The sequence below is a fragment of the Bradyrhizobium sp. IC3195 genome (genome assembly GCF_020193585.1).
Classification (GTDB): Bacteria; Pseudomonadota; Alphaproteobacteria; order Rhizobiales; family Xanthobacteraceae; genus Bradyrhizobium; species Bradyrhizobium yuanmingense.
The window spans coordinates 44561-57760 of record NZ_JADYVG010000015.1 but is presented as its reverse complement, the minus strand read 5'-3'; the positions used below and the strand labels follow the sequence as shown (position 1 = coordinate 57760).

At 60.0% G+C, this 13200-nt stretch carries 12 protein-coding genes; 1 reads left to right on the top strand and 11 read right to left on the bottom strand.

Going from position 1 to position 13200, the window contains the following annotated elements:
* Positions 1-36: 36 nt before the first annotated feature.
* The 3 genes from I6F09_RS25090 to I6F09_RS25080 form a co-directional block, all read right to left on the bottom strand.
* Positions 37-1662 carry an ABC transporter substrate-binding protein gene (locus I6F09_RS25090; RefSeq protein WP_225189280.1) on the bottom strand — a complete coding sequence of 542 codons (1626 nt, stop codon included), beginning with the start codon at positions 1660-1662 and terminating at the stop codon, positions 37-39.
* Between the two features lie 215 nt (positions 1663-1877).
* The gene (locus I6F09_RS25085) at positions 1878-2612 is read right to left on the bottom strand and encodes a GntR family transcriptional regulator (RefSeq protein ID WP_225131290.1); all 735 of its coding nucleotides are present in this window, start codon (positions 2610-2612) and stop codon (positions 1878-1880) included.
* 298 nt (positions 2613-2910) lie between these two features.
* Entirely contained in the window at positions 2911-4431 is a 1521-nt protein-coding gene (locus tag I6F09_RS25080; protein ID WP_225189279.1) for a porin, read from the bottom strand.
* 330 nt (positions 4432-4761) lie between these two features.
* Here I6F09_RS25080 and I6F09_RS25075 point away from each other — a divergent pair, with 330 nt between their 5' ends.
* Positions 4762-5313, top strand: a complete 552-nt coding sequence (locus I6F09_RS25075; protein WP_225131295.1) for a MarR family winged helix-turn-helix transcriptional regulator — start codon at positions 4762-4764, stop codon at positions 5311-5313.
* 103 nt (positions 5314-5416) lie between these two features.
* Here the strand turns inward: I6F09_RS25075 and I6F09_RS25070 are convergent, their stop codons facing one another.
* From I6F09_RS25070 to I6F09_RS25035, 8 genes are all read right to left on the bottom strand, one after another.
* Entirely contained in the window at positions 5417-6628 is a 1212-nt protein-coding gene (locus tag I6F09_RS25070; RefSeq protein ID WP_225183967.1) for a dienelactone hydrolase family protein, read from the bottom strand.
* Positions 6629-7032: 404 nt separating this feature from the next.
* On the bottom strand, positions 7033-7965 hold the full coding sequence (locus tag I6F09_RS25065; protein ID WP_225183966.1) for a 3-keto-5-aminohexanoate cleavage protein: 933 nt from the start codon (positions 7963-7965) through the stop codon (positions 7033-7035).
* 155 nt (positions 7966-8120) lie between these two features.
* Entirely contained in the window at positions 8121-8999 is an 879-nt protein-coding gene (locus tag I6F09_RS25060) for an SMP-30/gluconolactonase/LRE family protein (RefSeq protein WP_346656695.1), read from the bottom strand.
* Between the two features lie 23 nt (positions 9000-9022).
* Positions 9023-9811: an SDR family oxidoreductase gene (locus I6F09_RS25055; protein WP_225131302.1), complete on the bottom strand. Its 789-nt coding sequence runs from the start codon at positions 9809-9811 to the stop codon at positions 9023-9025.
* Positions 9808-10548 carry a GntR family transcriptional regulator gene (locus I6F09_RS25050; RefSeq protein WP_225189278.1) on the bottom strand — a complete coding sequence of 247 codons (741 nt, stop codon included), beginning with the start codon at positions 10546-10548 and terminating at the stop codon, positions 9808-9810. The genes I6F09_RS25055 and I6F09_RS25050 overlap by 4 nt, the downstream gene beginning before the upstream one ends.
* A 149-nt stretch (positions 10549-10697) precedes the next feature.
* Positions 10698-11615: a DUF1028 domain-containing protein gene (locus tag I6F09_RS25045; RefSeq protein ID WP_225172920.1), complete on the bottom strand. Its 918-nt coding sequence runs from the start codon at positions 11613-11615 to the stop codon at positions 10698-10700.
* The gene (locus tag I6F09_RS25040) at positions 11615-12400 is read right to left on the bottom strand and encodes an alpha/beta hydrolase (protein WP_225131308.1); all 786 of its coding nucleotides are present in this window, start codon (positions 12398-12400) and stop codon (positions 11615-11617) included. The genes I6F09_RS25045 and I6F09_RS25040 overlap by 1 nt, the downstream gene beginning before the upstream one ends.
* A 226-nt stretch (positions 12401-12626) precedes the next feature.
* Positions 12627-13136, bottom strand: a complete 510-nt coding sequence (locus I6F09_RS25035; protein WP_225131310.1) for a nuclear transport factor 2 family protein — start codon at positions 13134-13136, stop codon at positions 12627-12629.
* Positions 13137-13200: the final 64 nt, after the last annotated feature.

Sequence of the window (13200 nt, the reverse complement as noted above, 5' to 3'; positions counted from 1 at the left end):
GAACGACATGATCTTGTCAGCGCGTCCAGGCCGCTCTCAACTCAGCTTCATCTTGTTGAAGCGCTCGAAGGAATCCCAGTACTTCGCAACGCCCGCGAGCTCGGAACGAGTCACCCTCGCCCAATTGTCATACCAAAGCAGACCCCAGGCCGCGTCATCCAGAAGAATCTTCTGCGCGTCCTTGACTGCGGCCATGCGCCTGGCTGGATCAGCCTCTCGGATATTCTCGTCGATGATCTTGTCGAGGGCAGGATTGGCGTAGCCCCCCTTGTTGGTCGCACTGGCTTTGCTGTGAAAATTCCAATAGAGGTGATAGAATGGGTCGTTGATCCAGGACTGCCACGTTTCAATCGACAGCTCGTGCCCGCCGCTCGATGACAGTTGGCGGAAGGTCGCGTCAGTCTCCTTCTCGATGCTGACCCGGAATCCGATTTTCTCCAGTTCGCGCTGAATCCATATCGCTGCTTGCTCATGCGGCGCATATCCAACACGCACCGCGAGCTTGACCGGGATCGGCTCCGAGCCGAGCCCAGCTTCCGCCATCAGTGATTTTGCTTTGGCGACATCGTAATTGTACGGCGAGAGCGAACCATCATGGCCGGGCGTTTGAGCTGCGATCGGGCTTTTCATCTGTTCGCCATAACCGTAGAGGACGTTCGGGATGATTGCGTGGATCGGCATCGCGTAATTGATCGCCTGGCGAACTTTCACGTTATCGAACGGTTTTTTCTTCAGATTCATGCAGAGAAAATTGCAATTGGTGTCGGGCAACGACACGACATTGAGACCCGGCTCGCCCTCAAGGCTCTTAAGATTCTTCGGCGACATCGAGTTGGGTCCGATCACCATGTCGATGGCTTTGCGCTTAAGCAGGAGAATCCGGTCAGCCTCATTCGCCGTTGATTTGATGACGATGCGCTTGAAATAGGGTGACGCCCCCCAATAGCCTTGTGTGGCTTCCAGGACCACCTCGACGCCTGGCTCGTTTCTGACGGCTTTATAGGGCCCGAGCCCGGCCGTGTTGCGCTTAAGCCATTGAGAGGCCCAAGGATCGTCGGCGGTCGCGTGCAGCTTGATCTCTTCGGGATCAAGAAGTGCGTTGTTGGACAAGGACAGCACGTCGAGCAACATGGCACTCGGCGCCGGCAGGTTGATCGCAAAGGTACTATCGTCGCGCACCTCGAATTGATCTGCCTCCGTCACCCCGATCATGGTTGGAAAGATGAGCCGCATGTAGCCGGAAGATTGCAGCCCACGGTCGAAGAGATATTTCACCGCGTTCGCATTCACCGGCCGGCCGCTCGGAAATTTCAGGCCACGACGGATGTTGACGACAAGGGTTTTGTTGTCGTTCTCATACGTCCAGCTTTCGCCGATGCCGCTTGCGAAAACAGCGGGCTTGGAAATCGCAAGGTTAGGCGATCCGGCGACTGGCTCTGCACCCCAGCTCAGCACCGTGTCGTAGATGTTTGCCTGAACGATATAAGCGCCGTCGGACTTGAATTGCGCCGGATCGAAGGAATCGATATCCGTGCCCCAGGCCACCGTGAGCGTCGGACCACCCTGTGCATTTGCAGACCCGGTAAAAAGGCCCGGCGTGAACATCGCACTGCCGCTCGCCGCCAGCTTGAGAAAGCTGCGGCGTGATTGATTTCCCAACATTCAAGTCCCCTGCGTAGGTTCTGGATTTGCGTGAACAAGCTCGAATGACGTGGATAGCTCTGTCTCGTGCGCACGAGTCTTCGAAGGCGCTCCCGCAAAGGAGCGACCCAGGAAGTTCCGCTTGCGTCCGCACAATCGACGATCGCGGAGATAAAGATGCGCCTGACGTGTTCAGACACACAGCTCGGGATAAGGCATGAACCGCTGCAGGATCCTCAGGCAGAGGCGTTTCCGCGCCTGCCTTTCGGAGCGGCCGCCGATCGCTTCTTTACGGGTTTGTCGATAACGCGCGAGAGGCAATTGGCCGCCTGCATGATGTCATCGGTCACAGCCGCGCGGGCGGCGGGGCCGTCGCGATGCGTCAGCGCATCAAGGATGCGGCGATGAGCATCCATGGAGCGACGCAGGTGCGCGGCGTCGGGCGCAACGAGCACGAAGCACGGGCCAATCAGAACCCAGAAATTCTCGACCGCACCAAGGATGATGGGTGCTTGAGCGATCTCATAGATCCGCCTATGAAAGGCGAAATTCGCCGATAGATAAGCGGGCACATCGACTGCATCGGCCGCCGCCTGGAGACGATCATAGAGCTCAGCGACCTCACTATCGTCAACGCCCGTCATGCGGATTGCCGCGCGCTCGGCAAGAAGCCCCTCAAGCGCCACCCGTGCATCGCGCACGTCGCGCAATTGCGCGCCTGACAGATGAACGACGCTCAGGCGCGCCGTGTCGCTGAACTCGAATGCACCTTCAGCCTGCAGGCGGCGGAGCGCCTCGCGCACCGGCATCGGGCTCGAACCCAACGCCTCGGCAAGTCCTCGAATTGTCAGCCTCTGGCCCGGCGCGAAGCGGCCGGCCATTACGCCGTCACGCAAATGCCGGTAAACCTGATCCGCCATCGAGTCCCGGGCAACGGACGGCAGTAGCGGCAGCGGTTTCTTGTCCTTCACCTTCGCGGGTCCCCCCAAGTCTTAATTTCGGATATGTGATCACAAATTTGCCCCTACGTCAAGTTTGCTCAGCCCATTCTTGATTTTGGACTTAAGGTTGCAGACTTGTCGGGTCGTTCGGTCAACGTGAGACTTCAGATGGGACGCGAGCGGCGGAGCACCGCTCGTCCCGCGGATCATGGGCCTGAAAAACCGGTTCTTAGAAAGGCCTCCGGCGGGCATGCCGGAGGCCTTCTGGAGGTCAAACTCGATTCTAAAAGCCTCTTCCTTTCTCCTTCGTGCTAGTTGCCAAAACAGATCACCAATTGCGCTGAGCTCGCAGGAGCAAGCTCACCGTGCTCTGGTCCTTCAGCTCGTAGGTCACTCCGGGCTTGGCAATACCCGTCTGCGCCGGCAACACCACAGTGCCGCCGGCCGCATACTTCTGGTCGAGCACGCTGTATGCCAGATCGGCCGAGAAGGTCAGGTTCTTGACCGGAGTCCAGCGAGTGATCACGCCTGCGACCGCATAGTTGAAGTCGGGGTTGCAGCCGGCCGCGCCGCTCGAGAGCGCAAGGCCCGCGACGAATGCACCGCAGATGTAGCCTTTCGCTGCACTATTATATCGCGCAGCAGCCCACGCACCGTAGATGCCAGTGTTCCAGTAAGGATCCCAGTTGTGGGTATAGCCGCCACGGAAGCCGTAGGTGGTGGTCAGTTCCTGACCGGAGCCCGCCACGAAGACCGAGTCGGCGAGACCGGCAAGGCCGACGCTCTGGTAGACCCCCGCAAGTCCCGCCCCCCCGTACATCGCGTAGGTGGTGGGTACGAGGTCCTGGAAATTATAGCGGCTTGCGCCATACGTATAAACGCCTTGGACGTTGATTGTGTCACCCGGACCGGTCGGGAGATTCTTGATTGACAAGGCCAGTTGACCCGCCCAGCCCCACTTGTCGCCGGGATGACCGGTCGTCTCGTCGGCGCCGTAGTAAGCGGCATGATTGTCATGCATCGCGACTGACGCCTGGAAGAGGCCCCAAGCCTGATCGACTCGAAGCATAGCGACAAGGTCAGGAGAGCTTGCACCGGCAATGTCGCTCGCGCCGTACGCGCCTGTCGCAAGACCAGCCACTGTCGCGCCGCTGATGTTCCAGATGTTGGTCGTGTAGTATTGGACCTGATCCTGCGCCGAGAATGATGCCGTGATACCCTGGCCGAAGTCAGCGGTGTACGTAAACTGATTCACACCCGTAACCGCACCGCCGCCGCCCGGCAGACCGTCAAAGTTGTTCGCGGGGTAATTGATCCAGGGCGTTGAGAACTGGGAGATGGTTTTGCCTATCGTGAACCCTGCGAACTGGATGAAGGCCAGATAGACACCAACCGATCCACCAGCGACGCCAGTTCCGCCGTAAACCGTCGAGCCGTTAACACCGCTGGTCCCAACGCCGGTATAGCCGCCCGACCCCCAGTCGAACACACCATCGAAGAAGGTGCGGAGCATACCGTATTGTGTTGCGGTGCGCGTATCGATCGTCAGATCTTCACGGGCATTGGTGGAATAGTAGTTGCGCAGGCGATTGCCCGCTCCAGGCGCACCATTCACCGCGCCCTGCGTGTAGATCGAGTTGGTGTTGAAGGCCGCATCAACGCGCAGATAACCTCCGAGCTTGATGCATGTGTCGGTGCCGGGGATATAATAGAACCCGGCGCCATAGAGAGAGCAGACCTTCACGTATTCAATCGGCCCTGCCTTGGCCGGCAGGTCGGCCGCCTGTGCACCACCCATCAAGCTGAGCGCAGCGGCCGAACCGCAGAGCATTCGGTTAAACGTCTTCATAAAAGCCCTCCAACATCTTCTGCGGCCCTTATGGGCGGTTGCCGAAGAATGATCCCAAGTTCACGACTGTTGCTTCTCGTTTCGCGCACCTCGACGTCTTCGCCACGCGCGAATGGATCGATTTGCTTGACGTGCGACCGAGGGGCCGCTCCGTCACGGGATGGACATTATATAAGTTACTTATATACGCAACTGATATAAGTTAGCGAAGTGTCGATTCGGGAAAGAGTCGTGGTATTCGAGCAACACACCACCGCACCCGCATTGTTGCTGCGTGTTGCAAACCGGGTTAGGTAAGTTGGCGAAATAATGAAGAGGAGGTCTCGGATCATGTCCCGAGATACGACCCGGCAGCAGCCCTCGCTGAGCGCGAAAGGTCACAGGACAAGCAAACAAACCGCTCCGTCGGACCGAATCATAGGAGAAGTCGGTTGGGACATTGCGGCCATCAATGTGCATCTGGAGGACATTCGGCGGACCTGGGCAAAGGCACTTGGCGTCAGCGGCCCCCAATGGCTGATCCTAATGGCGATTGCCGATCTGGATCAGGGTGCAGGCGTGTCCGTCGGAGATGTTTCGGCGAAGATCAACGTCCGCTCCCCGTTCGTGACCGCAGAGACCAAAATGCTGGAAAAGGGGGGCTTCGTATCTCGCACTGCCTCTCCGGCGGATGGCAGGGTCGTTTTGATGTCGCTGACCGAAAAGGCTCGTAAGGCAATTACGAGCCTTGCAGCCAAGCGCAGAAAACTGGATGAGACGATTTTTGCAGATCTTGGGCACGAAAGGCTGCAAGATTTCAGAGAAGTGCTTTCGACCATCAAGCGCAGAATGGAGAAAGTGGCCCTTCAGCTCGAGCTGGATGCAAGCAAGCCGGACGTGTGAGTGGCTATATTACAGGAGCCATTCGGCTCCGAAGGATTTATGAGCAGATTGTGCGCACCGGACGCCGAGCGCGAGAGCGATTGATCCCAATTGAATTCGCGCCCTAGGCCCTCGACGCCGTGCGGGTATCATTGAGCGCCAGCGGCCGAGCGTTCTTTACGCAATTCTTTCGCGTTGGAATGCTAGGCGCCTGGTCGTTTCGGTCGATGCGCAGTTTGTCTCTGAGCCAATCGAAGATAAACTGCCGCCCAATGCTCGGATTGTCGAGTTGCCGGTGCGATGAACCGGTCTCCTCGCCCTTGAAGATCTTGAGATCCATGGGTACGCCGGCGGCGCGGCAGTGCTCATGCAAGGCAGTGATATCCTCCAGGCTGACATAGTCGTGCTCTCCCACAACGACCAAGGATGGACATTTGATCTGACGGGCAAGCTTACAGAACGGGGATAGTTTTATATCTGGACCGAAGAGGCTGGCGGTGACATATCTGTGCTCGAGATCATCCCAAAATCCGCCGTCGCAAACGGCAGCAGCCCACCTCGTTTCGGTTGCCGCCACGCGTGTGGCAAGGGCCCCTCCAAGACCATCGCCTATCAAGGCGATTCGCCTCTGATCGACGTCATCGCGGCTGAGTAGATAATCCAACCAGCGACGTAGAGCCACGCATTGATAATGGTGGACCGGTCGATCCTGGAAGCGCTCGATCTCTCGCGGCAGGTCGGTAACGAGCAATGACAGGCCGTTCGCAATGGCATGAGACTGAAATCTCACCAATAGGTCTTCTTTCGTATCTCTTTCCTCGCCGATGGCCACGACCACCGGGGATTTGCGCGGCGCGGCCGATGAACGAATGAGATAGCCTTGGAGCAAATTGGTACCGAAGCGGATCTCGAGCACCTCTCCACGCGGAGACAGCACTTCCAGGAAGGCCTCGGCACATGAGTTGGCAATGCGAGACAGTTCGGGAATTCTCGGATCGCTGCGAACAAGAAAGGCGGAAGCTGTGCGATAATAGTTCAAGGCGCGCAGCCATTCGTTCCTTGCCGTCGTAAAGTGGCCTTCTGCGCTTGAGAGGCGCGCGCGCCTTGCGATCCGGTCGGCCAGGGCACGCCACTCCTCGAGCCAGCTCTCGTCGTCGCCGACAACGATCTTGCCGGCAATCATGAGGCACTCGGACACGAAGCTTGCGCCCTCTTGAGCATCTCCCAGCAGGCGTCTCAGCTGGGTGCTCTCGACCTCATGATCCGGCCAGTGGGTCCAGCCGTCAGCGTCATATCTGGGCGAGCGGTGGACACTTTTCGCCTGTTCTCGCATCATCCTGCCCTCCCTATTAAGCCGCGTAGAACGTCTCTGTTCTTTGCGGTCGATCACCTTTTTTTCGTCCAAGCGCCGAATTGACACGTGGCGATATGTCGTATGGTGCGGCGCGCGCATGCAATGCTATTTGAACTCATGCTCGAACCCGAAAACGCGACGATTAGGCCGGCTGGTCACATTGAACCGCCATCGGCTCGTCCTGCGGAACGTGAGACCATTTCGTGTTCGTCTATGCCCAGCGAAGTCTAGGCGACGACGACGCACGCGCTCACGGCAGAGAGCCGGACGCTATTCACAGCTCACCGAGCTCTCCTGTCTTCGCCCCGAACGCTGATCGGTGGCCCTTGGCTGCCTTGCTGAGCTGGCGCCGGTCTCATTCGCAAAAGGTCGCCACAAGATCGCACTCAGAAGCCGACATCGCTCGTCCCTTTCAACTTCAGCATGACACGAGCCTCGTCCGGGGTTGCTGCCTCTAATCCGAGTCCTTTCAGGATCGAGCGGGCTAGCCTCACTTGCTCGGCGCTGGAGGTGGCGAGCTTGCCAGGCCCCGCCCAAAGGCTGTCCTCGAGTCCCACGCGGATATTGCCGCCCATTGCCGCAGCCATGGCGCCTATGCGCATCTGCGCGGCGCCCGCGCCGAGTACCGACCAGACATAGTCGTCGCCGAACAGCCGCTCGGCCGTGCGGCGCATGGTGACGATGTCCTCATGATGCGCCCCGATCCCGCCGAGCAAACCGAAGACGGACTGGATGAAGAACGGCGGCCGCACCACTCCGCGGTCGACAAAGTGCTTAAGATTATAGAGGTGGCCGACATCGTAGCATTCGAATTCAAATCGCGTGCCACTGGGCGCGCACAATGCGAGGACCTGCTCGATCTCGGCAAAGGTGTTACGGAAAACGAGGTCGCGTGAGGACTCCAGGTGCTCGCGTTCCCACTGATGGGTGAACTCGTGATAACGCTCGAGCATCGGAAACAGGCCGAAGTTGAAGGAGCCCATGTTGAGCGAGGCCAGCTCAGGCCGGAAATGCCGGGCGGGCTCCACGCGTTCGGCGACTGTCATGAATGGGCTGCCGCCGGTCGTGATGTTGATCACGGCCCCCGATCTGCGGCTCAACTCCGGGAGAATCTTCGCAAATCCTTCGACCGATTGGTCCGGCTGACCAGTTTTCGGGTTGCGTGCATGCACATGCAGAATCGCAGCTCCCGCTTCCGCAGCTCGCACGCCCTCTTCGATGATCTCCTCCGGTGTCACCGGCAGGTGCGCGGACATTGAGGGCGTGTGGATCGCGCCGGTTAAGGCGCAAGTGAGAATGACCTTGCCAGACCTGGCCATGTGAAACCTCAAGAGCTAATCGGTAGCGGTAAGCGGCGGCGGCCGCGGAATTTTCGGCTTTGATGGCAGGACAGCCGGATCAGGAGTGCCCATCGCGCTTGTGCACGATGGATCTCCTCGCCTGCCAATTGATGACGAGGCAGCTTTTCGCGAGGTCAGCTGGCGAACCGCGGCTCCGGTATGCCCCGGACGCCAAGCCCCTTGATTGCAAATAGGGCCCCGCGCTGCTGTCCGTCATCGGGAAATCGCGGCAAGGGCGGCTTCGCCATGGAGGTCACATAGAGAATGTCGAGGTTGGGACCACCGAACATCACGCTCGTGACCTTGCGCACCGGCATCTGAATAACGCGCTCAACGCTGCCGTCGGGCGCGTAGCGTACGAGCTTTCCATCATAAACAAGCGCTTGCCAAAGAAATCCTTCTGCATCGACTGTGGCGCCATCGGCAGCACCGCCGTTTGAGCGATCTACTGGCGCGAAACGGCGCCGCTTGGTCGCAGCGCCAGTCTCTATGTCATAGTCGTAGGCCCAGATTTCTCCAGTCCAGGTGTCGGCGAAATAGAAGGTCTGGTCGTCCGGGCTCCAGCACGGGCCATTGGACACGATGATCTTCTCATCCAGGACGTGCAGCGAGAGATCGGGATCGAGCCGGTAGAGACGGCCGGAGGCCTGATCCTCCAGTGTATCCATGGAACCGAACACGAAACGCCCGCGGCGATCGACTTTGCCGTCATTCAATCGATTGCGCGGCAAATGTGCCTCGGGGGCCGCGATCAGCTTCAGCTCCCCGCTCTCCAGATCGAGATCATGCACGCCCGATTGCAGCGCGACGAGCGCATGCGTACCGTCGCGACGAAGCGCCATCGAGCCGATTTTCGCTCCAACATCCCAGGCGCGAAGCTCGCGTCCATCTGCGGTCGCACGAAAAACGCGACCATCGATGCTGTCTATCCAGTACAGACGCTGCTGCTCGGTGTCCCAAAGCGGGCCTTCGCCAAGCGTCGTCTTCAGATCCGCCACGATCTCGATCTGCAAAGTCATCCCCCCATTCTCACGTTTCACAGGTATTCCACATTCCCGTCAACGCTGATCGCTTGGCCAGTCACATTGCGTGCACCTGGCGAGCAGAGGAATAAGGCCATGGCCGCAACGTCCTCAGCCGTCACCATGCGACGCAGCGAGATCTTCTTGAGGTATTCCTGGCGCATCGCCTCGTAGCTGGTATGGAGCTGCTCGGCGCGCGCGCGGATTACGCCCTCCATGCGCGGGCCCTCGACGATACCGGGCAAAAGCGCATTGACGCGGATGTCGTCAGGACCGAGCTCGGCAGCAAGCGATTTGACGAGCCCAACAATAGCCCATTTCGTTGCCGCGTACGGGGTACGCCAGGCATAACCGAGGCGGCCGGCAACGGAGGCCATGCAGAGGATTTGTCCATAGCGAGATTGGCGAAGCATCGGGACCGCATGACGGGCGAAGCGGTACTGTGCATTGAGATTGATATCGATCGTTTGCTGCCAATCGAACTCTGCAATGGCATCGATTCCGCCCGTCGGTCCGGCAATGCCTGCATTGTTGATGAGCACGTCGAGCCCACCCCAACGCGCAGCCTGCGCGCGAAAGACGGCCGCGACCGCACCGCGGTCCGATACGTCGGCCTTTGTGGCAAGGACCTGCGGATGTTGATTGCAGAAGCTTGCAAGCGCATCGTCGTTGACGTCGCAGATATGCACATACGCACCAGCCTCAACGAAGGCACCCGCAAGTGCGGCGCCAATGCCGGATGCGCCCGCCGAGATCAGGACGCGCAGCTCGGGATGAGGCACAAGACGCTGCAGCACGCTCATGCCGGTGCACCTGCCCGGCCGCGTCTCGGAACGGCCACGGAGCGCCCAATGCCCGCATTGTCGAGAAAGCGGGACAGACAATTGGCGGCCTGCATGATGTCGTCTGTCACAGCGGCACGAGCGGCGGGCGCATCGCGGTTCAACAGCGCATTGAGGATCTGGCGGTGCGCGTCCATAGAACGCTGCAGGTGGGCAGCGTCGGGAGCAACGAGCACGAAGCACGGACCAATGAGCAGCCAAAAATGCTCGACGGCGCCGAGAATCGCCGGTGCCTGTGCAATTTGGTAGATCCGCCGATGAAAGGCGAAGTTGGTCCAGAGATAAGCGGGTCCATTGACTGCATCAGCGGCGCTCTGCAGCCGGCCGTAGAGTTGCGCCACCTCGGCATCGTCGACACGCGTCATACGCGAAGCCGCGCGCTCGGCCAGCAGCCCCTCGAGCGCCACGCGCGCATCGCGCACATCCCGCAGCTGCGCCTCGGACAGGCTCCCAACGCTCAGTCGCGCCGAATCGCGGAATTCGAAGGCGCCCTCGGCTTGCAGGCGGCGGAGCGCCTCCCGTACCGACGTCGGGCTTGAGCCCAGCGCCTCGGCAAGGCCCCGGATTGTCAACTTCTGACCCGGCGCAAAGCGTCCGGCCATCAGACCATCTCTCAAATGCCGGTAAACCTGATCCGCCATCGAGTCCCGGACGAGGGACGGCAACGGCAGCAGGGCAATGAGGTTGCGCGATTCCAAGTTCCCTCTCCTATATGAGATATGTGATCACATTATGAAAAACCCGTCAAGCTTCGTCGGCGGGGATTCCCGAATCGCGCGTTGAGGCAATTGCCGCCCGGCTGGCGGCGGCAGAATGCCTCGCAGAGGAGGCAAGAGGATTGAGCTTTTCACGCACCGAGGAGTTCGTTCGATGACAGCTGAAGGATGCCGACTGCGTAGAGCCCATCGACGAAGGCCCGATACTGCGGTCGCGCCGCAACGATGGCGGCAACGAGTCTCCTCCCTGAAGCGATCTCGCCGGCGCGGATCAGCAGCACGCCCTTCCAGAAGGTTGGCTCTGGATCAAAGCCGATCAATCCCTGGGCGTCCGTGAGCATGCGCAGCGCCTCTGCAAGCTGCGGACCTGTCGCTGCCGTCTCGCCCGAGAGCAGCCCGGGTGTGAAGACAGATGCGCCGAAGATCGTGTGGGCCTGAGAGAGCTTGGTGAGCCTGCGCAATTCGGCAAGCGGCTCCGGATGGTCGTCAACTCGCACATCGATGAGCCGGTTAGCCCAGGGCGCTGGAGCGATTTCGGCGGACACAATGAGGAGCGCGGCCGACATCCGGCCGCGGGCGTCACCTCCAGCGGCTTCAGCTGCATCCATCGCCGCGAGCATGCGGTCGAGAAGTGGGCCGGCAGTATCCTCGTAAGCTGCCAGCATGGCGGGAACCACGGCGTCGCTGGCCAGCATGTTTCCCAGCACCACAACGTTGCTGGCCTCGAGCTGAGCGCGGTGGGGAACGCAGCGATCGCCAGTGAACATGGCTTTGCCGCCAGCGGCATCGAGAAAGGCGACTTGGCGCAGCTCTCGGTCCTCGTCCTTCGCAAGCAGGCTCGTGAGCGCCATCGGCGCCGACACGCCGGAGGCCATGAGATCCAGCCCGTTCGGCCCGTAAGCTGGATCAACGAACGATTGGGTCGCAACAACACCAACGCCGGCTCGCGCAAACGGCACAACGCGCCCGAGGGCGAAATAATGCGATTGGCTCGCAACACCCAACTCACCCGTAACCGAATCCCGGGCGACAATCGAGTACGTCATCATCAAGACTCCACACGCTCGAGGTGCGCCTTGATCGCCGCGATCAAAGCCAGCGGATCCTCCAGCATCGGCAAATGACCGATACCTGGCAGGAGAACGTGCGGAGCATGCAGCGAGGCTGCCATTTCTGCGCCGGCTGCGGGAGGGCAAGTCAGGTCGAACTCCCCGGTCAGAACCGTCACAGGGCAATTGACGCTGGCCACATGGGCGCGGATATCGGCCGCGCAGGCGGCTCTCCACACGCGACGGATGTCGTCCTTTCCGTTTGGATTGCGCAGCGCAATGGTCTTGGCCACCACTTCGGCAGACGCGTGTGGACCCAGCGCATATTTCGGCAAGATAAGCTCAAACATTTCGGTGACGGTGTGATACTCGAGGGTGGCTAGAACAGCCGCATTGTCAGAATCTCGCGAGTAGAGCTGACTGCCTACCGCAACAACCGAGAGGACCCGTTTGGGCTCTGCAGCGGCGAGATAGACCGAAATTGCTCCACCAAGCGAACCGCCGATGGCGTGGAAGCGATCGATGCCTGCCCGGTCCACGGCATCGATGCAGTCCTGCGCCCACCGCGCAAGGTCGTACTGTTCGGCCGGCGGCGAGTCACCGAATCCACGCATGTCGGGGACAATCGTAAATCGGTCGGCGAATGCCGGAACAATTTCGGCCCACGCCGCGCCCTTGAGATTGATAGGATGCACGAACAGGATTGGCGGCCTGCTCGCGTCGGTCTCGCCATGGTAAGAAACGGCGATCGGACCGACCGGTCGCTTGATAGTGAGCCGCCTCATGAGTCCTCCACGGTCACGACGTTCCGAACGGCCGAAGGGACGCTCGATTGCGTGTGCTCTCCCTTTCCAGTGAGGCTCGCGCACTACGGTCCATCCGCTTCTCGGCGGTCACATCGGGCGGCAAGTTCAGCTGGAAAATCTTCTTTGGACGTTCTTCGCCCCGGCGGGATCAGCCTGTCCGCCGGATGTAGGCGGCGCGGCCAGCCCGGCGGGGCGCTCGCTTTGATTACAGCTTTTGGTCGTCCGTAACCGAGAAGCTCTTGCCGAAGCCTGGCGGCAGATAACCCACGCCGCGGCTGGCGTAGCTATCGCCGAACGGCTGCCGGATCTTGTCTTTGGGCGCCATCTCCGAGCAGTGGAAGTGCCAGATCTTCCACTCCGGCTTTCCCTCTCCGTCGTTGCGCACGTAAATTTCGGTGCTGCGCAGGTACTGGTCCGGTTTGTCGGCTTCCTCGAAATTGCCTTCGCAAAGCAGGTAGGCCATGTCGCCATGGAGATCCAGACGCCAGATGTGCATGACCGCAGGCTTCGATCGCGGCCTGTCCTTGAACGACTCCCAAAAAGCGGTCAGTTCCTCCCGCCCAAAGTACGGATCGCCGCTAAGGTTGAAATTCAAGAACGCGGTGCCACTCGGGAAGCAGGTTCGCATCAAGGGGATATCCCACTTGTGATTGGCAACCCACCAGTCGCGGTGCACTTTCAAAATGGCTGCTCGGTCCTCATTTAAAGTCGGCATGAATGCTCCTGATTGGTGTGATCGTTAAATTGGCCGCCGGGAAAATCCCCCTCAGATTGGCGAC

Coding starts and splice junctions, on each gene's coding strand:
- I6F09_RS25090 (WP_225189280.1), bottom strand. CDS start 1,662: ATGTTGGGAAATCAATCACGCCGCAGCTTTCTCAAGCTGGCGGCGAGC.
- I6F09_RS25080 (WP_225189279.1), bottom strand. CDS start 4,431: ATGAAGACGTTTAACCGAATGCTCTGCGGTTCGGCCGCTGCGCTCAGC.
- I6F09_RS25075 (WP_225131295.1), top strand. CDS start 4,762: ATGTCCCGAGATACGACCCGGCAGCAGCCCTCGCTGAGCGCGAAAGGT.
- I6F09_RS25070 (WP_225183967.1), bottom strand. CDS start 6,628: ATGATGCGAGAACAGGCGAAAAGTGTCCACCGCTCGCCCAGATATGAC.
- I6F09_RS25065 (WP_225183966.1), bottom strand. CDS start 7,965: ATGGCCAGGTCTGGCAAGGTCATTCTCACTTGCGCCTTAACCGGCGCG.
- I6F09_RS25055 (WP_225131302.1), bottom strand. CDS start 9,811: ATGAGCGTGCTGCAGCGTCTTGTGCCTCATCCCGAGCTGCGCGTCCTG.
- I6F09_RS25045 (WP_225172920.1), bottom strand. CDS start 11,615: ATGATGACGTACTCGATTGTCGCCCGGGATTCGGTTACGGGTGAGTTG.
- I6F09_RS25040 (WP_225131308.1), bottom strand. CDS start 12,400: ATGAGGCGGCTCACTATCAAGCGACCGGTCGGTCCGATCGCCGTTTCT.
- I6F09_RS25035 (WP_225131310.1), bottom strand. CDS start 13,136: ATGCCGACTTTAAATGAGGACCGAGCAGCCATTTTGAAAGTGCACCGC.